Here is a 19,593-nt window from a genome sequence, read left to right as displayed (position 1 = left end):
TATTATATTAGAGCTTTAGTCCTTAGTTCGGGCATAGTCATCTTGGTAGCGGATAATGTCATCCTCTCCCAAGTATTCGCCATTTTGCACTTCAATTAACACTAAGGTAATCACGCCAGGATTTTCTAAACGATGAGATGTACATTGGGGTACATAAGTTGACTCATTATTGCTCAGTAATACTTCTTTCTCGCCACAAGTTACCCTAGCTGTACCTGAGACGACAATCCAGTGTTCGCTGCGGTGGTGGTGCATCTGTAAACTGAGGCGGTGTCCGGGCTTAACTTCGATGCGCTTGATTTTGTATCCGCGCCCTTCTTCCAAAACTGTAAAAGCACCCCAAGGACGTAACTCAGTTGCAGCAACGCCTCTGGAAGTGATAGTTGAAGGTAGGTGTAGAGTGTCAGTCTGTGTAGTTTCTTGATATCGAGCCATAATTACCTCATTTGAAGACATAACAAACCGTCTGTACTCTTAACTATTGATAAAAAATCTGGCGCTATGTTCCAACGTTGAAAATCAGCAATTTTTTCGCACCTTGATAAACATAACAAAATCAAACCTGATGGTGTAAACCATCACTATTAAAACTCTTAGGTTTACACTAAGTCTTTATCAAGCAAAGCGGCAGCTTGTTCTAAACTTTAAAAAAAGATGGGGAATTGGGCATTGGGAATTAGGCATTGGGCATTGGGAATTTACTGCTCATGCTGAGGACAAAACTCTTTTCCCTTACTCCCTAATCCTTAATCCCTGATTAACGTGGTTTCAGGAAAATACCAATTCCATTATGAACACGAGCAGCAGTACTAGGCGATCGGTCAAGTAGTTGCCCTCCTAAATAAAGGCTGGTAGAACTACCGCCGTCCAGATTTAAGGCATCCACACAGCCCATCTGTTGCATTAATTGGGCATGTTCTGCCAATGTAGGGCCATAACCGCCAGCACGATTATGGACGGCAGCAATCATCAGTGTGCCTGTTGCAGTTGTACAAATACCGCTACGAATAGCCTTTTCTGCAATAAAGGCATTGCTGAATTTTTCTGCTTTGGCATCAAGGACAATTTGACGATTTTGGATTAATAGCGGCCCGGCTCCGATAATGTGGGGATAACGACTAAAATCAGTGGGAGTAGTGCTGCTAGAAATACGTACTGCGCTTCCAATCGGTAACTGTGAGGCAGCGCTAACGCTGTTAGCGCGTAAAGTTAGTAGGTAGCCATCCTGGGGAATGGGAACGGCCGTCCCACCAACTTTGCCACCTGGTAGCTGCTGAGTAATTTGGTCTTTTTGTACCACTAGGATAATTTCGTTATCCGTTAAGGGTGTGTAAGTTGCTCCCCAAACTGGGGTGTAACGAGCAATGCCACTCTGGACGTAGCCACTATTAAGAAACAAAATTGGTAAGCGCTGGTTATTTGCAGTAATTAAAGTTTCTTCTAAGGTGAGACGATCGAAGTAAAATTGACCTGAATCATTCCAAGCGATCGCACCCCGGTTAAGAATGGGGCCTGATAACCACTGACTATCCCGACGAATCGCACCCAATGGTAATCTATTATTGCGGTTAAAATAACCACCGTTAATTCCAGCTACTGCTAAGTAACGTTGTGCTGTTTGAATTAAGGGAGCAGTACCCCCAAGCCCATCAGGACTAGCCCACATAGGTTTCAGCGTTAGCCCAAATTTACGGGGATTAACTTCTAACCAAACCACCGGAAAACGTTCTGTGCCTAAGTTGACATAATGCTGTCGCCAGCGTAATCCTGGGGCCCAAGTAATATCTCGTTCTTCTAGAGGATCGGGTCGAATATCGATAATCAGGCGATTGGGGTTAGCGATAGTCTTAACTTGAGGCGATAGACCAAAGGGAACGCTCAGACTAATAATCGTTTGGTTTTTCACCACCTGCACTTGTCGGATAAGTGGTTCAGGGGCTGTTGGTATTGGTTGTGTTGGTGTAACTGGTAATAATTGTTTGAGCAGGTTTGGCAGTAATGTTGGCGCTGCTGCTGGTGGCTGGGGGGTATAGCGTTCTATCAAAACGGGATCGGCTATTCCATCCAGGGTAATTGTCCACTCTCGATTTGGCGGTGTAGTGGGTTTTGGGGTTGGTGTGTCTGGATCGGAAGATGGAGTTTGCGGTTTTGCGATCGCTGATCCTTGTGCAACTTGCCAGGGAGTCGGACGATCTAGATTTACAAGTATGCGACTTTGTTGCAAAGGGGCACTTGCCTCTGGAGGTTCCTGGCTCTGAACAATATTCGTAATTTGTGCTTTTGGGGTAGCAATCACTAAGGTGTTCCCATTGGCTTGGATTTGCCATCCAGATGTTTGAGCAAAATTAGTGATATCCAGATAGCGATATGCTCCTATTAGCCTGGTGGCTAAAACCAGTGGTGTTGTCACCGACGAAAACCACTGTATTGGTTGTTTCGCTGAACTACTACTGTTTAAGAAATTTACTCCAATTAATTGCCTAAATACCCCGTCACTGAGATGAGTTGTCACCTGACCAGATTTTCCCGGCCGTTGCAACCAAGTTCCTGGTAAAGTACGACCATTGAGGGAAATTTGATTCCCAGAGGATACCATCCCTGTTAAAGGAGGTGCAGGTGACTGGGAGATCAGTGATTTGCTGTTTTTTGGCAACTCTTGGGCGTTACTAGCACCAGTAGTGGTTAGACACAGTAATGTTAAAAGTATTGGTGACACAGTAGCCCGGAAGAATCTGCGATCGCTAATCCCTGATTGGCAACAACTCGGCATTTTTACCATAATTTACTAGGTACTTTTGAAAACTATCACCCCAAGGTATAAACTAACTAATTATTTGAAAATATTAAAAAAACATGACTTTATTTATTAAAAAAGATGCTATTGTATATATTGGCTAGTCATCTCTTTTAAACAGAAATAAATTTAGAAGCTAAAGTCACTGCAATGAAGTGTTTTAACTGGCACTAATCCTAACCACACTATACACGGTAGTCTTGGTTATCAAAAGTGGATTAAGATAGTCAATCCTAACTGAATATTGCTACTTCAGTGAGGTCTAGTTAATAGTAATATAGCAACTGGTAAGCAGCAAAACTCCAGACAACAACAAAAATATTTGGGAATTGTCAAATGGGTATATATTCTAATACGCTGATTTTATTGCCGGATCGGGATGAGTTTGGCTTTAAAACATAAGACAGCATTGAGTTTGGTTTCAGGTGAGCCAAAATAGGCTCTGTGGGTAGCTACCGTGCATCTGGAAAAAGGTAATTGAAAAAATACTTAGCTTCAGAATATAAAAAAGAAACTGTCAGGACAATAATCATGTCTTGGCGGAGGTAAATTGTCTGACACCGCATAAATACATAAAAGATACGCAACTATTTTAACACGGGTAAACTAAGAAAGTAAAACCGAAGTTAAAATTTTTTTTCCCTAAATTTCGGTGCTTATATATTTCTCCATCGTGGAATTTAGAAATTTTTCCCGTAAGTAGTGGCAAAATTGGTAACTCAATACTTCAGGAACAGGGTATGAATAATCAACCGATGAATCAAGAGCAGAAAATCACAGCAAATATCAACTCAAGAGATACCTATCAGGGGCAAAAGTGGTTAGTAGAAGAACGAGATGCCTGTGGTGTCGGTTTTATTGCTCATCGTCAAAATCATACCAGCCACGAAATTGTCGAAAAAGCCTTAGCTGCTCTAACCTGCTTAGAACATCGGGGAGGTTGTAGCGCCGATCAAGACTCTGGTGATGGGGCTGGAGTATTGACAGCTATCCCTTGGGATTTGTTCCAACAAGACTTTACCCAAAGAGGGAAGGAATTTCCATCCACCAATAATGTAGCTGTGGGGATGATATTTCTCCCACAAGACCAGGAAGCAGCACAAAAAGCTAGGGCGGCAGTTGAGCAAGTAGCTACTGAAGAAAAATTAATTGTACTGGGTTGGCGAGTAGTGCCAGTGCAATCTAATTTATTGGGTGTACAAGCAAGAGAAAATCAACCCCAGATCGAACAAGTTTTGTTAGCTTCTGTTGACAAAAGTGGCGATGAATTAGAACGACAGTTGTACATTACCCGCCGCCGAATTAGTAAAATTGCAACCAATATCTCAGAAGAATTTTATATCTGCTCGTTGTCAAATCGCACAATTGTCTACAAAGGCATGGTGCGTTCTGCCGTATTGGGAGAATTTTATCAAGATTTAAAAAATCCAGCTTACAAAAGCGCCTTTGCTGTCTATCACCGCCGCTTTAGTACCAACACGATGCCCAAGTGGCCCCTAGCTCAACCGATGCGGCTTTTAGGTCACAACGGCGAAATTAATACCTTATTGGGTAACATCAACTGGATGATGGCACGAGAAGCTAGCCTGGATCATCCTGTATGGGGCGATCGCATCAAGGAACTTAAGCCATTAGTTCATATTGATAACAGCGACTCAGCTACCCTAGATAACGTACTGGAATTACTGGTGTGTTCTGGACGCACCCCCTTGGAAGCTTTAATGATTATGGTTCCAGAAGCTTACCAAAATCAGCCTTCTTTGCGTGAATCTCCAGAAATTGTTGATTTCTACGAATATTACAGTGGTTTGCAAGAAGCGTGGGACGGGCCAGCCCTTTTAGTATTCAGCGATGGTAAAAAAGTTGGTGCAACATTAGATCGTAATGGCTTAAGACCAGCTCGTTACCTAATCACCAAAGATGACTACATTGTTGTAGCTTCCGAAGCTGGTGTAGTGGACTTTCCAGAAGCCGATATTGTCGAGAAAGGTAGACTTGGCCCTGGGCAAATGATTGCCGTGGATTTAGTCAACCATGAAGTACTGAAAAATTGGGAGATTAAGCAGCGCATTGCCAAGCAGCACCCTTATGGAGAATGGCTGCAACAGTATCGTCAAGAATTAAAGTCATTAGTCGGTCATCCGTCATTAGCAAATGGCAATGGCAAAGGACAAATGACAAATGACCAAGGACAAGTGACAATTGACAAGCAAACCCTGCTTCAACTTCAAACCGCCTTTGGCTACACCACAGAAGATGTGGAAATGGTGATTCAGCAAATGGCGATCGCAGGTTCAGAGCCGACTTTCTGTATGGGGGATGATATTCCTTTAGCGGTGCTGTCAACGAAGCCCCACCTGCTTTATGACTACTTCAAACAGCGCTTTGCTCAGGTGACGAACCCGGCAATTGATCCCCTGCGGGAAAAGCTAGTGATGTCTTTGAAAGTCGAATTGGGTGAACGAGGTAACTTATTAGAACCCAAAGCAGAATATGCTCGGAGATTGAAACTTGAATCGCCATTATTAACCGATACTGAATTAGAGGCAATTAAGCTATCAGGATTTGCCACGGCTGAGTTGTCAACTCTATTTGCGATCGCCAACGGCCCTGAAGGATTGAAAGCCGCAGTCGAATCTTTACAAGCACAAGCAGCTGAATCAGTCCGGGCAGGTGCAAAGATTTTAATCTTAACCGATAAGGTAAGTGACGGTATCACCACAGAATATACCTACATCCCTCCCCTGTTAGCAGTTGGTGCTGTACATCATCACCTGATTCGGGAAGGGTTGCGGATGAAAACATCCCTAATTGTTAATACTGCCCAATGCTGGAGTACTCATCACTTTGCTTGTCTGATTGGCTACGGTGCTGGTGCAGTCTGCCCATATATGGCTTTGGATACGGTGCGTGATTGGTGCATTGATCCCAGAACCCAAAAGTTAATGGAGGTGAAAAAACTTCCTACCCTCACCGTAGAACAAGCTTTAGGAAACTATCGCAAAGCGGTAGAGTCAGGTTTGCTCAAAATTCTCTCCAAGATGGGAATTTCTCTGCTCTCCAGCTATCAAGCAGCCCAAATCTTTGAAGCTATTGGCATTGGTGGAGATTTAATCGAACTAGGATTTCGTGGTACGACTTCCCGCATTGGTGGTTTGAGTATTAGCGAACTCGCTGATGAAGTACTTTCCTTCCACGTCAAGGCTTTCCCAGAACTAACGACCAAGAAGTTAGAAAACCTGGGGTTTGTGCAGTATCGTCCTGGCGGCGAGTACCACATGAATAGCCCCGAAATGGTCAAGGCGCTGCATAAGGCTCTAGATGGCAAAAACTATGACCACTACGAAGTTTACAAAAAGCACCTCCAAGGCAGACCAGTAACTGCATTGCGAGACTTGCTAGATTTCCAAGGTGAGCGTACCCCAATTTCTATAGAAGAAGTAGAGTCGGTAGCTGAGATTGTCAAACGTTTCTGTACAGGCGGTATGTCTTTAGGCGCTTTGTCAAGAGAAGCCCATGAAACTTTAGCGATCGCCATGAATCGCATTGGCGGTAAATCTAACTCTGGAGAAGGCGGCGAAGATCCAGTGCGCTATAAAGTTTTAGATGATGTAGACGAGTCTGGTAACTCGCCAACCCTACCTCATTTAAAAGGATTGCGAAATGGTGATAAAGCCTATAGTGCTATTAAGCAAGTTGCATCGGGACGCTTTGGTGTCACACCAGAGTACTTAGTCAACGCCAAACAAATTGAAATCAAAATTGCCCAAGGTGCCAAGCCTGGAGAAGGTGGACAACTGCCAGGCCCCAAAGTCAGCCAATACATTGCGATGTTAAGGCGTTCTAAGCCAGGTGTGACGCTGATTTCGCCACCACCGCATCACGATATTTATTCTATCGAAGACCTAGCGCAACTGATTTTTGATCTGCACCAAATTAACCCCAAAGCAAAGGTGTCGGTGAAGCTAGTGTCAGAAGTTGGCATTGGCACGATCGCTGCTGGTGTAGCCAAGGCAAACGCTGATATCATCCAAATTTCTGGTCATGATGGTGGTACAGGTGCATCGCCACTCAGTTCGATTAAACACGCTGGTTCTCCGTGGGAATTGGGTTTAAGTGAAGTGCATCGGGTTTTGATGGAAAATAGCCTGCGCGATCGCGTGGTTTTACGTGTAGATGGCGGTCTGAAGAGTGGTTGGGACGTGGTAATAGGTGCATTGATGGGTGCTGAAGAATTTGGTTTCGGTTCCATCGCCATGATTGCTGAAGGCTGTATCATGGCGCGGATCTGCCACACAAATAATTGCCCTGTGGGTGTCGCCTCCCAGAAAGAAGAACTCCGCAAGCGGTTTACGGGAATACCGGAACAGGTTGTCAACTTCTTTTACTTCATCGCCGAAGAAGTGCGTAGTTTGTTAGCACGACTTGGCTACCGTTCTTTGTCAGAAATCATTGGACGTGCAGATTTGTTGAAACTGCGCCAAGAGGCAAAAATTACCAAAACACAATCACTAAACCTGGATTGTTTACTTAAGCTGCCAGATACCAGAGACAATCGTAGCTGGTTAGTGCATGAAGAAGTCCACAGCAACGGCGTGGTTTTAGATGACAAGTTCCTTGCCGATCCCGACATTAAGGCTGCTATTAGGGATCAGTCTACTGTCACCAAGACTTACCCAATTATCAATACTGACAGAACAGTGGGTACAAGATTAGCGGGTGCGATCGCTTCTCAATATGGTGACAGTGATTTTGAAGGACAAATTAATCTCAACTTCATAGGTAGTGTTGGACAAAGCTTTGGTGCTTTTAACCTCCCTGGCATAAGTTTGTCCTTAGAAGGAGAAGCAAACGACTACGTAGGTAAAGGGATGCATGGTGGTGAAATCATCATCAAACCTCCAACTGATGCTACCTATAACGCATCAAAAAATGTCATAGTTGGTAATACGTGCCTCTATGGTGCTACTGGTGGCGTGTTATTTGCCAACGGTCTAGCAGGAGAGCGCTTTGCTGTGAGAAACTCCAAAGGCATCGCAGTGATTGAAGGCGCTGGGGATCACTGCTGTGAATACATGACTGGTGGTGTGATTGTCGTCCTCGGTAAAGTAGGGCGCAACGTCGCTGCTGGAATGACTGGCGGACTAGCATACTTCTTAGATGAAGACGACGCATTCCGTGAGTTAGTCAACCCGGAAATAGTCAAAATCCAACGGGTGATTACGGAAGTAGGTGCAAAACAACTGCAAGAGTTAATCCAAACTCATGCGGAACGCACTGGTTCACCAAAGGCGAAGAAAATTCTGCAAAACTGGCAAGAATTTTTGCCCAAGTTCTGGCAGTTAGTTCCACCTTCTGAAGCTGATAGTCCCGAAGCTAATCCTGAAAAAACAACTGAGTTTAGTTTAGTAACTAGTCATTAATAACTTCGCGAAAATCCCTTTGGATTGCTAAGACAGCTACCTGAACTTACTTCTGAGAATAGAGTAGAGATATAAAAAGATTCCCCTTATAAAGGGGAATCTTTTTTTAAGTGATTCAAAAATAATGTATTTTAAACAAAAAATATAATTTTAGTTTTTAGCCAATTATTATTGACCAATTAACCATAATTATTGCTTTTTATTAGCAAGCAACTTTTGACCTGTATCTTCTATTTCTAAAAGTTCTGGAATAGTCACAAAGCGATAGCCTTGCTTTCTAAAGTTGCTAATAATTTCTGGTAAAGCTTGTACAGTTCGAGAACGGTTCCCACCACCATCATGCATTAGCACAATACCGCCAGGTTTTGAATCTTTAATTACGTTATTTATCAACTTTGGTACAGTCGGTAATTTGTAGTCTGTTGAGTCAGCAGACCACATGATCACAGCATACTTCTGTCCTCTAGCATAAGCAGACAATCCATTGTGCAGATTCCCACCAGGCGGTCGGAAGAGATTTGTCTTAGCGCCTGTGATTTGATAGATTAGGTCTGTTGTGCGATCAATTTCAAAAGCTGCTGCTTGTTGATTAAAAAAGTGATACCAGTGATGCCAAGTATGGTTAGCAATAACATGACCTTCAGTTACAATTTTCTTTCCTATTTCTGGATAATTTTTTAGGTTCTGCCCAACAACAAAAAACGTTCCTTTGATATTATTTGATTTCAGAATATCTAGTACTTGCTCTGTAGTGTCAGGCCAAGGGCCATCATCAAAGGTGAGAGCAATCACTTTTTCACCCTGAGTTAATTTTGCCTCTTCAATTATTGCCCCTTGAAAACGTAATGGCACAGCGTAGGATAGCCCTTTTGTTTGTGCTTCTTGCTGCCAACTTGTAAACATCGCCGCCTTTAATTTCTCAATGCGCTGCTGAGTTCCTACATTTGCAGCTACATCCTTGATATCGATATTTTGTCTACTCTGAGCCTCTGAGGCATTTGGTCTGAGAAGCATCATGAAAGCAAGGCTAAAAACACCACCTAAAGCAAGCAGTGCAATTAATATTCCTTCTGGCCACAGAAACGACTTATTGTTTTCCACCTCATAGCTCCTTCAAAGATCGAACCATCAACCACGGTTATGACGGTACGTTATAGCACATTTTTTTAGATATCTTAAAATACCAGCTAGTTACTGGTAATTCTGAAAATTGGAATTTGGGCTAACGAAGATTCACAATAGACTATATGGCTTTAACTGAACCTACATACTTGAGATTTCAATGAGAATCAATGCTTACACAATACTTGGTACCGTGTAATGTCAACCCATTCATAAAAGGCAAGGTCTGCATTTCCACATTCTTACCTCTAGCTCTAAGAAGGAGTACAATTAGATAATTAGCCACGCCCCAAAATCCTCTTAATAGGAGTTCTGAATTAGTTTCTGTCTTTCACTTCACAGCGAAGGCAGCATTATCATTTCAAGTTTTATAGCTTTACAAATAAGATGAGCTAGACTGTCGCGTATACAATTTGCAGTTTTCGCGGACTGAAGTTTTTATCTTCAGACACTGTGACACTAAAGTTGTAAATTATACAACTTAGCGAATTATGTGGTTAACATACAAAACTACTTACGAGGGGCGGGGTATCTTTCAAAAATGAGTCTAGCAAACTGTTAGTTCTATTGTTGATAAGATATATTCTACTGCCTGCTGCTATTGCTTCTTTTTTAAGAAAAAGTTAAATTTTCAACTGACAGAATATTACCTTGTACTTTCTAGGAAATAGACCAGACGAAAATTGATTCAATATAGTTTCTCATTGCCAAGGGGCACTTATTCGTTAATCTAGATACTTTTGACCAATTTAGCAAAAATAATTTTATCGGCAGTTTAATTCTATTTTTAATGCTGATACTTTAGGCTAAATTGCTAATGGCTTTTGTCGGTTAATGTTTTTCTCGATAATGATGGAGATTTATATCTTATTAATAGTACACTTTAATATGTACTGTCACCGTGTAATTACGGAAAAATTCGCATATATCTAGGCTAAGTTGTTAAAATCATCATAATATTAGGAATTCGCTTCGATTTCTGAGATTTCTGAATCTAAGTGCATAGGTAGGCAATAGTCAATAGGAAAGAAGGCTTTGTCAGATGTACTGAGTTTTTTCAAAAATCAAATATCAGTTCTACATAACATTTATACTATTGAATTCTACATTTAAAGGTAATATTTTTTATTGTTATCACTTGTTAAAGCTGTAATTTTGTATTTAAAATTACATTGCAATAGTAGTTAGTTTTATGTAATATCACTTAATAATACATATCAAATATATTTGATTTTAACTCAGCTACCAAGACTGACCTCGGCTTTTTTTCAGTGAAGTGAAGCAGATACTGTTATATATGTCGTAAGCAGTTTTGCTACTTAACGACCAATTTTCTGCTCAAATAAAAACCGACTGTATGTATTGCTTTATCAATCGGTAACTAGCTTTTTTAGCAGAACGCAGTAAAACTGAAAATTATCTAATAACTTGCCTTATATTATAATTGCAACAATAAGAATTAGAATTCTTAACTTCTCAAGGAATCTTAATCATCAGCTTATATTCCCTTAAAGAGGTCATCGTTTATTTACAGTACTTTTACTTATGTTTGGTAGACGTAATAACTGTATTGTTTAATATATGTATGGGTTTATGCATAACCTAGATTGTTTATTAGTATACCTTTTGAGTCAAAATAATCAAGGTATTTGTCCCACTTCTGAAACTGGCTACAAATTTTTATGATTCCTCACGAAAGTGATGCAAAAGAAGAACGTGCGTCGTCAAAAGTATTGCGTAGTTGGCAAGAAAATCTGATTTTAATTGCGATCGCATTATGTTTAGCATTTCTGATCAGAACTTTTATCGCCGAACCCCGCTATATCCCTTCGGATTCGATGCTGCCAACCTTACATACTGGCGATCGCTTGGTAGTTGAAAAAATATCCTACCATTTTCACCCTCCCATAACTGGGGATATTATTGTTTTTCAGCCACCCGCAGAACTACAACGTCGGGGATATCCTAAAGACCAAGCTTTCATCAAGCGGGTTATTGGCCAGCCTGGTGAGGTAATTAGTGTTGATTCTGGCAAAGTCTATCTCAACGGTCAACCCTTGACAGAAGACTACATTGCTGAACCACCAAATCAGCCATACCAAGCAGTGAAAGTCCCAGAAGACGAATTTTTTGTCATGGGAGATAATCGGAACGATAGTAATGACTCTCGCTATTGGGGCTTTTTACCCAGAGAAAACGTCATTGGTCGGGCAACATTTCGTTTTTGGCCTCTCGATCGCATTGGGTTCATTTAATAAATTTTGGATTTTTCCTTCAATCCAAGTTGCGCTGTAAGCGCACCAAAGGTTCGACTCAAAATCTAAAATTAGCAGAGTTAGAAGTTATTTTAAAACTTCTAACTTAAAACCTTAAATAATACATCAGTTGAGCGATCGCATCACCAGGTAACTCCAGTCGTCGTTGGAAATCAGCTAGGTTACGGTAAGGCCCAGAGGATTGCCGATTTTGAACCACTGCTTGGGCTAAAGATAAATCTATAAATGGAATTTGTGCTAACTTTTCGACTGTTGCTGTATTCGGATTGACTAAATGCGTAGCACTTTCTAAAGATTCGTGGTCATAGTAAATAAAATTCAGCAGAGGCTTTAATGGCTCCAGACGCGGCGCTGGTATAGCCAAAGCCGCAGCGATGTCTTCAATACAGTAAAATTTCACACCAGAATGGGAAAGTTCTACAAGCGATCGCGCTTGGTGAATTGACAAACCTGGTAGGCGTAACCAATCATCTACAGTGGCTTGATTAGCATCAATGCGAATACCTAATTTGGCCGCTATCTGAATTTCTTCCCCAGATTGTAGGCGATAGTAGGGATCGTTGATGAGCTTGGCGCGGAGTTTTTGCAACCTGGGGTTCAAAGGTAGCCAGTTATTCATGATTGTCGCTTACCTCAAGAAATCTGGTCTAGCAATTGGCGGCGCTTTTGCTCAAACTCATACTCTGAAATCAGTCCATCCTGACGCAAAGCATCTAATTCTCGCATTGCGTCAGCCATCGCTCCTACCTGATTACTTACCTTTTGTGAGTTCCTTGTTGCTGACTTGCCTAGATTAAAATTACGATCAAAAGCTTCTTCATCTTGGGCTAAATACCAAACTCCCTCAATGGCACTAGCTACCTTGGGGATAGGTGTCCAGGAAAGTAATACATACAAAACACCCCACAGAGGCTGTCCCAGATAGAATTTATGTAATCCTGAAATTGTCAGCGTGCCAGAAAAAGCTAAAACAGCAGCAACGCTTCTACTTTTGCGCTTAGTCAACATATTTCTAATAAATCTACCAATACCACAGTTCCTACAATCAGACAGTCAACTACCCTGGCTTGCTCTCCAGACTTTTGAAATTTCCCACACAATTTAGTATTTGAAGAAATTTGAGTAAGTTTCACATGACTGTGCATTGAGCTTTGATGCTAATTTTAAGTTTTTAACAGCTTTATTACTACTATGTCACAGACCTTACTACCGCCAGGATGGGTTGAAAAGCTTTGTGATCCTTACGCTGTGATAGGAATTTCTGTATTTGCTGATGATCGCCAGATTTTCAAACGCTATCACACTTTAGCGAAGCTGCTACATCCCGATCGCCATGCCAAAAACTGCAATCCAGACCAAAAATTAGCAACGGCAATATTTAGCCATTTAATCAACCCAGCTTATCAACAACTGAAACATCGACAGAAGCGCTTGATTGCGATCGCTATGCTGCGATCAGATGCAAGAGTTTTAGAGCAGAAGCCTTTGTCTTCTCAAAGTGCCATAGCTCAGGAAATTATGAAAATGTCTACACCCGAAGCAGAATTGTTTTATGAAGAAGCGATCGCCTGTTATGCAGAAGCTCAATACAAATCACTAGATCAGTTTTATCAGGTGACGCAACAAATTACTATACTGAATTTAGTATACCTACGGTTGCATAAACCAGACCTCTTCTTACCACAAAAAGCTGTTCCCATAATCCCTGAAGAAGAAGTCAACCCAGTTGAATTGACATTAACTGATGTCAAACCAGTTTTGACAAACTACTCTCAACGTCACTACCAGCGAGCTATTGAGTATGTCAGGCTAGGGAAATGGACTATAGCTGTTCAAGAACTGCGCGATGCCATAAAATTAGAGCCGAATAACAGCGACTATTATGCCTTATTAGGTTTGGTGCATCTCAAACAAAAATTTATGGGGATGGCTAGGGTTTACATCTGTCAAGCATTAAAACTTAACCCAAAAAATTCACTAGCCTTAAAATACGCTCCCGAACTGAAAATTCAACTGGGTGAAAACACCAATCCTAAATCAATGGCTAAAGCTATGAGTATTGCAGCTTTATTAAGTCGCTTTACACAGCGAAAAGGTTCTCAAGTCAAGTGTTGAAATTTCGGTAACAAACCGTACTAAAACCGAAGCTTCGTCACTAGATTACTCACCTAGACTAAAATAATAAATAGAAGTAAAACTATTAAGCTACTGAGTCTGGGCGCTCAGTTTAATATAAGCAATATGGGATTCTTCGATTCTGAGATAGTTCAGCAAGAAGCAAAACAACTGTTTGAAGATTATCAAGCGCTAATTAAGCTTGGTAACAACTACGGCAAATTTGACCGAGATGGCAAAAAGCTGTTTATTGAGCAAATGGAAGCCATGATGGATCGGTATCGCATCTTTATGAAGCGCTTCGAGCTATCAGAAGATTTTATGGCACAAATGACTGTAGAACAGCTGAAAACGCAATTAGGTCAATTCGGTGTCACCCCGCAACAAATGTTTGACCAAATGCACCTGACTTTAGAACGGATGAAAGCCGAGCTAGAAAAACAGGCTTAGTTAATTTTAGATTTTGGATTAATTGCCAATCCAAAATTCAAAATCCAAAATCTAAAATCTAAAATTATTGTGACTTGGGGCGAGAAAACTGGGAAGGTGGCTTGAAGTTTTCTACTGGTGTGTTCTTAAGCGCCTTCTCCATAAAATCTTTCCAGATGGGAGCAACCATAACACCACCTGTTGCATGGTCAGCAAGTTGTCTGTTGTCGTCTCTGCCTACCCAAACCGCAGTTGTTAACTGTGGCACAGTACCAACAAACCAAATATCTTTTTCGGATGATGTTGTTCCTGTCTTACCCGCAGCTGGACGACCGATAGCAGCACCTTTACCAGTACCTTCAGAAATTACCGATCGCATCACATCAAGAATTGCTGCCGATGCCCAAGGATCGAGAACTAGCTGAGGCTTGGGAGTGTTGTCTAGCAATACGTTACCACTACTATCAGTGACACGGGCAATTACAGTGGGTGGTGACTGCCAACCATAATTAGCAAAAGTTGCATAAGCACTAGCCATTTCCAGAGGTGTAACGCCAATTGCACCAAGAGGCAAGGAAGTAACAGGTTCCATCGGACTCATAATACCCAAGGTACGACAAGTTTCGATCACTCGATTCATCCCCACAGCCTTACCAATCTTGATTACAGGAATGTTACGTGACTGGGCCAAAGCTGTGCGAATCGGCATCGATCCCCTAAAACTATTATCGTAATTTCTGGGAAAGTACCAACCGTTACCATCTCGATAGCTGACTGGGGAATCTACCACCGTTGAGTCTGGTGCATATTTCCCAGTAGCAAAAGCAGTATAATATACAAAGGGTTTAAAGGACGATCCAGGCTGACGTTGAGCTTGAGTTGCACGATTGAATTCACTGGTCTTTGGATCTATACCGCCCACCAGTGCTTTGATAAAATGCGTGCGCGGATCGATAGACACCAGAGCCATTTGGTTCTTAGATAATCCTTGATCTAAAAGTGTTTTATGCCACTTAACGACAGTTTCCTCTGCCATGATTTGGAACTTGGCATCAACTGTAGTTTGCACTCGCATCCCACCCTTGAGTAGTGTCTCACGCCCAAACTTCTTAGCCAATTCCTGCGCTACGGTGTTGGTTACATAAGGTAGGGCACTACCTTGAAAGGATTTGATTCTACCAAGTTTAATTTCCTGCTTGAGGGCATCGTCATACTCAGACTGGTTGATCCAGTTTAATTCCAGCATCCGCCCCAGCACTTCTTTTTGTTTCTGTTTTGCCAGCTTCATGCTCACAAAGGGGCTGAATTCCTCTGGTGCTTGGATCAAACCCGCCATCATTGCTGACTCACCCAAGCTTAAATATTCTGATGACTTATTAAAGTAACTACGGGCTGCCGTTTGTACACCATAATTGTTATGACCCCAATAAACTTGATTGAGGTACATTTCTAAAATTTGGTCTTTGGTGAGAATTTGCTCTAACCTGATTGCCAGCACTGCCTCCGCCAACTTGCGGGTAAAGGCACGCTTTTGAGACAAAAACAGGTTTTTGACCAATTGCATAGTAACAGTAGAGCCACCCTCTTTGACTCCACCTGCTACAGCGTTAACTACTATAGCGCGGCCAACACCAGTGGGGTTAATACCGTGGTGATCGTAGAAGTGACTATCTTCACTTGCTAATACCGCCCGTTTTAAGTTCGGAGAAATTCTATCCAGGGGTACGACTTCCCGGTTAGCTTCCCCGTGGATACTCGTTAAAAGTTTACCCTTAACGTCATAGATGTAAGTTGTTTCTGAGGGAAAAAAGTTACGTAGCTGTCTTACATCTGGCAAATTACGGAAACTAATGGCTAAACCAACCAGTCCTCCGGCTACAATGGAACTTGCCAACATGGTAATTGAGAGCAGAGTACCCCCAGTTACCTGACCAACTCCTTTCAAAAACTCAAAACCTGATGAAGCCCGACGTTGTGGCTGTTTATCTTCAAAAGTCCTAGAAGACGACACGGCGATTTCACTTCCTCACTTATAAATTTAACTGTAATTGATTGGATGAAGCAAGGCGGTTAATTTTTTGCAATTATAGTAGTTTGGCAGATGAGAAAGTGGATAAATTGCAAGTGTTTATAACCAACTTAACTTCTAGTGGGCAAAACATAGCTAACAGTGGATTTTCTAGTATGACGCAAGATTTTGCTTGGCTGCGTCGTGGTGTTGTAGAAGTTTTTCCACAACCAGTAGATGTTAACAGTGAAAGTCTAGAAAAGCTTTTGGCAACTACAAACAAACCTTTAAGGATCAAGTTGGGGATTGACCCGACTGGTACTGATATTCATTTAGGTCATAGCATACCAGTACGAAAACTGCGAGCGTTTCAAGATGCAGGCCATATAGCAGTTCTAATTATTGGCGATTTTACAGCACGCATTGGCGATCCGACTGGTAAATCTGAGGTGCGCCGCCAGCTTACAGAAGCAGATGTCGCCCAAAATGCCCAGACTTATCTTGACCAAGTACGTCCTATCTTGGATTTTGACACACCAGGAAGGTTAGAGGTGCGCTATAACTCCGAATGGCTCTCTAAGCTCAACTTAGAGAAAATTTTGGAGTTACTTTCCACGATGACGGTGGGGCAGATGTTGGCGAAAGAAGGATTTGCCGATCGCTATAAGAAAGAGAATCCGATTTTTATCCATGAGTTCCTATACCCGTTAATGCAAGGTTTCGATTCCGTTGCCGTGGAAGCAGATGTGGAATTAGGAGGGACTGATCAGAAATTTAACATCGCTGTGGGCAGAGATTTACAGCGTCATTTTGGTCAAAAGCCCCAGTTTGGGATGCTGCTGCCAATTTTAATTGGCACGGATGGGGTGCAAAAAATGTCCAAGTCTTTAGGTAATTATATTGGGTTGTCAGAACATCCGGGGCAAAAATATCAGAAGTTGCAAGGGGTTCCAGATAATCTGCTGTCACAATATTTTGAACTGCTGACGGATTTACCTTTGGATAATCTGCCAGAAAATCCCCGCGATCGCCAAACGCTCCTCGCTTATGAAGTCGTCAAACAGTACCACGGCGAAACAGCCGCCCAAGAAGCGAGAGAAGCAGCCCAAAGTGGCGGAAAAGAAGGTGCAGTTCCCGAATTTTCTCTAGCTGAGATATCGCATCCCGCTAAATTAGCCTATATTCTCAATGTCACCGGTTTATGCAAAAGTACAGGGGAAGGTAAGCGGAAAATTCAAGAAGGTGGGGTGCGCTTAGATGGCGATCGCATTACCGATGTTGATACTACTTTTGCTGATTCTGCCCAGTTACAAGGTAAGGTTTTACAAGTTGGGAAAAATAAGTTTGTGCGCCTAGTACCTTAGATGGGAACTAGAGACTGGGAAGTAGTTAGCAAGAAACCACGTATGAATGCAGAAGAAAAAATTATTGTCGCTTTGGATGTACCGGATGAGCAAGCTGCGATCGCTCTTATAGATCAACTCCCGCAAGTCGGTTTTTGGAAAGTCGGCTTAGAGTTGTTTACCAGCACTGGCCCCAAAATTCTGGAAGTCCTAAAGTCTAAGGAAAAGCGCATTTTCTTAGATTTAAAGTTTGATGATATCCCCAACACAGTTGCTGGTGCTTGCCGGAGTGCAGCTAGATACGGAGTAGATTTGCTGACAATTCATGCTACTGCTGGTAGAGATGCCCTGAAAGCCGCAATTGAAGCGGCACACGAAGGGGCAGCCCAAGCGGGTGTACAACCGCCAAAGTTAATTGCTATTACCCTGCTGACGAGCATTTCTGCTAGGCAGTTGGCATTTGATTTAAAAATACCTCTGGAATTGCCAGAATATGCTCTAGAAATGGCCCTGCTGGCTCAAGAATGTGGTTTGGATGGGGTAGTTTGTTCGCCTCAAGAGGTGGCACAGCTACGAGAGACTTGTGGAGATCGCTTTTTGCTAGTTTGTCCCGGCGTTAGACCAACTTGGGCAGATAAAGGCGATCAAAAGCGATCGCTCACTCCTGCACAAGCCATGAAAGCTGGTGCAGATTATTTAGTAATTGGCCGTCCCATTACTACTGCTACTGAGCCAGAGTTGGCCTGGAAGAGGATTTCTGAGGAGTTAACCACAGTGGCATGAAGCTAAGAGTCAGTGAGAAACTGGGAGACAGAGTGCAGGGTGTAGGGGAGAAAAATCTTGCCTCTTCACTCAAGAAGAAAAATTATAGTTGGCTTGTAGCTTGTGGCTTTTGGATTTTAGTATCAAATAGCTTTACTTACCCAGCGTTCTCGAAAATCCTCACCCCTAACTCCTCGGCGCTAGCAGAAAGAGAAAATATCAACGACGGGGCGAAGTCTTTCTGTTCTGAGCAAAATTTAGAAACATTAACTATAGAGCTACTCCAAGATTTACCTAGTTATACTAATCGCGCCAGTCAACGCGCCCGTCGCCTCAGCAGAAGTAGTGATATTTACAGTTATATGTTAGTGGCAGGAAGACCTGAGTTTACTCCTCTGCCCCTTAACCTTGAAGAATATAGTGCAGATGCGTCTAAAAGCTCTGCATCAGGAGTTGAGCAAGTTTTCTTTACTACCTTGGAGCGCCAGTACATAGGAAAGAAAGCGATCGAATTGCAGGAATTCCACTGGCTGTTGTTGACTAAAACTACAACTGGTTGGCATTTAGTGATGATGTTTTCTCAAACTGGTTCCAATTCAGCACAGCAGCCATTATCCCCGCCACGCGATAGTAGTAATGGCACTGTTGCCCAAGCGGTGAATACTTGGTTACGCGATTGCCAAGCTGGAAGTGTCCGACGGATGCGTGCTGTGAATGGTGGACAATATCCCGCCCAGAACTGAAGTTATGAGCTGATAGCCAAAGTCCACTCAAGTGGACTGAATTGATCTGATCATTTATAGGACAATACGGTTCAGTTAGGCATTTTTTTTCTTCTCTGTGTTCCCTCTGTGCCTCTGCGGTTCGTTAAAAAATTTGACTTTGATAAAGAGTTTTAGCCTTAACTGAACCGTATTGATTTATAGGACTTACGCACAAGTTAGGGGATAACGAAATAATCTAGACGCGTAGCGGCTTCCCGCAGGCTAACGCAGAGAAGTCAGTGCGTTGGGTGGGCTTCGCGACTTCTACCCCTGTGGGGATGAAAACGCAGTACGAGATTTACAAGGTATGGCTGCGGTATTACTTGTATGTACACTGTAGCCTTTTAGCAGAGGGAGCAGAGTTTATTGCATTACAAACGAAAAGCACTAAAAATAGCTTTTGCAAGAGGGAGAAAGAGGTTTTTCTTACCCTTTTCCCTTTTCCCTATTTCTGCAAACAGTCGATTTTGCTCTCATTAATTTAGGAACTAGATACTTGTTTCAAAGAAAATAAATGTACATCATCCAACTAGCTTGTATCAGTGTAATTGCGCCTA

At 42.3% G+C, this 19,593-nt stretch carries 13 protein-coding genes; 7 read left to right on the top strand and 6 right to left on the bottom strand.

Annotation, left to right across the window (positions count from 1 at the left end; all coding sequences use genetic code 11):
* Nucleotides 1–15: 15 nt before the first annotated feature.
* Both FD724_RS21760 and FD724_RS21755 read right to left on the bottom strand, forming a co-directional pair.
* Nucleotides 16–435 (bottom strand): cupin domain-containing protein, encoded by a 420-nt coding sequence (locus FD724_RS21760; RefSeq protein WP_179075585.1) that lies wholly within the window; start codon nt 433–435, stop codon nt 16–18.
* 322 nt (nt 436–757) lie between these two features.
* Entirely contained in the window at nt 758–2,770 is a 2,013-nt protein-coding gene (locus tag FD724_RS21755; protein WP_179075584.1) for a phosphodiester glycosidase family protein, read from the bottom strand.
* 764 nt (nt 2,771–3,534) lie between these two features.
* On the opposite strand from FD724_RS21755, the gene gltB reads away from it, so the two are divergent.
* Nucleotides 3,535–8,217, top strand: coding sequence for a glutamate synthase large subunit (gltB, locus tag FD724_RS21750; RefSeq protein ID WP_179074069.1), 4,683 nt, complete (start codon nt 3,535–3,537; stop codon nt 8,215–8,217).
* A 189-nt stretch (nt 8,218–8,406) separates the two neighbouring features.
* On the opposite strand, the gene FD724_RS21745 is transcribed toward gltB, so the two are convergent.
* Nucleotides 8,407–9,318, bottom strand: coding sequence for a polysaccharide deacetylase family protein (locus tag FD724_RS21745; protein WP_179074068.1), 912 nt, complete (start codon nt 9,316–9,318; stop codon nt 8,407–8,409).
* Between the two features lie 1,703 nt (nt 9,319–11,021).
* Between FD724_RS21745 and lepB the strand changes: the two genes are divergently transcribed.
* Nucleotides 11,022–11,594: a signal peptidase I gene (lepB, locus tag FD724_RS21740; protein WP_012410230.1), complete on the top strand. Its 573-nt coding sequence runs from the start codon at nt 11,022–11,024 to the stop codon at nt 11,592–11,594.
* 106 nt (nt 11,595–11,700) lie between these two features.
* Here the strand turns inward: lepB and FD724_RS21735 are convergent, their stop codons facing one another.
* Complete coding sequence (locus tag FD724_RS21735; RefSeq protein ID WP_114081153.1) at nt 11,701–12,234, bottom strand: ComEA family DNA-binding protein; 534 nt, start codon at nt 12,232–12,234, stop codon at nt 11,701–11,703.
* 14 nt (nt 12,235–12,248) lie between these two features.
* A complete protein-coding gene (locus FD724_RS21730) occupies nt 12,249–12,623 on the bottom strand; it encodes an NINE protein (RefSeq protein WP_012410228.1) in 375 nt (124 codons plus the stop codon).
* 183 nt (nt 12,624–12,806) lie between these two features.
* Between FD724_RS21730 and FD724_RS21725 the strand changes: the two genes are divergently transcribed.
* Both FD724_RS21725 and FD724_RS21720 read left to right on the top strand, forming a co-directional pair.
* Nucleotides 12,807–13,730 (top strand): DnaJ domain-containing protein, encoded by a 924-nt coding sequence (locus FD724_RS21725; protein WP_179074067.1) that lies wholly within the window; start codon nt 12,807–12,809, stop codon nt 13,728–13,730.
* 126 nt (nt 13,731–13,856) lie between these two features.
* A complete protein-coding gene (locus FD724_RS21720) occupies nt 13,857–14,180 on the top strand; it encodes a DUF1825 family protein (protein WP_012410226.1) in 324 nt (107 codons plus the stop codon).
* A 64-nt stretch (nt 14,181–14,244) separates the two neighbouring features.
* Here the strand turns inward: FD724_RS21720 and FD724_RS21715 are convergent, their stop codons facing one another.
* Nucleotides 14,245–16,170, bottom strand: a complete 1,926-nt coding sequence (locus FD724_RS21715) for a transglycosylase domain-containing protein (protein ID WP_179074066.1) — start codon at nt 16,168–16,170, stop codon at nt 14,245–14,247.
* Between the two features lie 173 nt (nt 16,171–16,343).
* Here FD724_RS21715 and tyrS point away from each other — a divergent pair, with 173 nt between their 5' ends.
* The 3 genes from tyrS to FD724_RS21700 are packed head-to-tail and all read left to right on the top strand — an operon-like array spanning nt 16,344 to nt 19,015.
* On the top strand, nt 16,344–17,531 hold the full coding sequence (gene tyrS / locus FD724_RS21710; protein WP_179075583.1) for a tyrosine--tRNA ligase: 1,188 nt from the start codon (nt 16,344–16,346) through the stop codon (nt 17,529–17,531).
* Between the two features lie 42 nt (nt 17,532–17,573).
* Nucleotides 17,574–18,293: an orotidine-5'-phosphate decarboxylase gene (gene pyrF / locus FD724_RS21705; RefSeq protein WP_114081238.1), complete on the top strand. Its 720-nt coding sequence runs from the start codon at nt 17,574–17,576 to the stop codon at nt 18,291–18,293.
* Complete coding sequence (locus tag FD724_RS21700) at nt 18,290–19,015, top strand: hypothetical protein (protein WP_199346215.1); 726 nt, start codon at nt 18,290–18,292, stop codon at nt 19,013–19,015. Before pyrF ends, FD724_RS21700 begins: the two co-directional genes overlap by 4 nt.
* The last annotated feature ends 578 nt before the right edge of the window (nt 19,016–19,593 follow it).

Source organism: Nostoc sp. C057 (genome assembly GCF_013393925.1).
Classification (GTDB): domain Bacteria; phylum Cyanobacteriota; class Cyanobacteriia; order Cyanobacteriales; family Nostocaceae; genus Nostoc; species Nostoc muscorum_A.
The sequence above is the reverse complement of the archived record's forward strand: the minus strand, read 5'-3'. Positions and strand labels throughout refer to the sequence as shown.

Bases quoted from the DNA above. Each gene is read 5' to 3' on its own strand.
- FD724_RS21725 (WP_179074067.1), top strand. From the start codon at position 12,807: ATGTCACAGACCTTACTACCGCCAGGATGGGTTGAAAAGCTTTGTGAT.
- pyrF (WP_114081238.1), top strand. From the start codon at position 17,574: ATGAATGCAGAAGAAAAAATTATTGTCGCTTTGGATGTACCGGATGAG.
- FD724_RS21720 (WP_012410226.1), top strand. From the start codon at position 13,857: ATGGGATTCTTCGATTCTGAGATAGTTCAGCAAGAAGCAAAACAACTG.
- FD724_RS21730 (WP_012410228.1), bottom strand. From the start codon at position 12,623: ATGTTGACTAAGCGCAAAAGTAGAAGCGTTGCTGCTGTTTTAGCTTTT.
- tyrS (WP_179075583.1), top strand. From the start codon at position 16,344: ATGACGCAAGATTTTGCTTGGCTGCGTCGTGGTGTTGTAGAAGTTTTT.
- gltB (WP_179074069.1), top strand. From the start codon at position 3,535: ATGAATAATCAACCGATGAATCAAGAGCAGAAAATCACAGCAAATATC.
- FD724_RS21760 (WP_179075585.1), bottom strand. From the start codon at position 435: ATGGCTCGATATCAAGAAACTACACAGACTGACACTCTACACCTACCT.
- lepB (WP_012410230.1), top strand. From the start codon at position 11,022: ATGATTCCTCACGAAAGTGATGCAAAAGAAGAACGTGCGTCGTCAAAA.
- FD724_RS21735 (WP_114081153.1), bottom strand. From the start codon at position 12,234: ATGAATAACTGGCTACCTTTGAACCCCAGGTTGCAAAAACTCCGCGCC.
- FD724_RS21755 (WP_179075584.1), bottom strand. From the start codon at position 2,770: ATGCCGAGTTGTTGCCAATCAGGGATTAGCGATCGCAGATTCTTCCGG.
- FD724_RS21700 (WP_199346215.1), top strand. From the start codon at position 18,290: ATGAAGCTAAGAGTCAGTGAGAAACTGGGAGACAGAGTGCAGGGTGTA.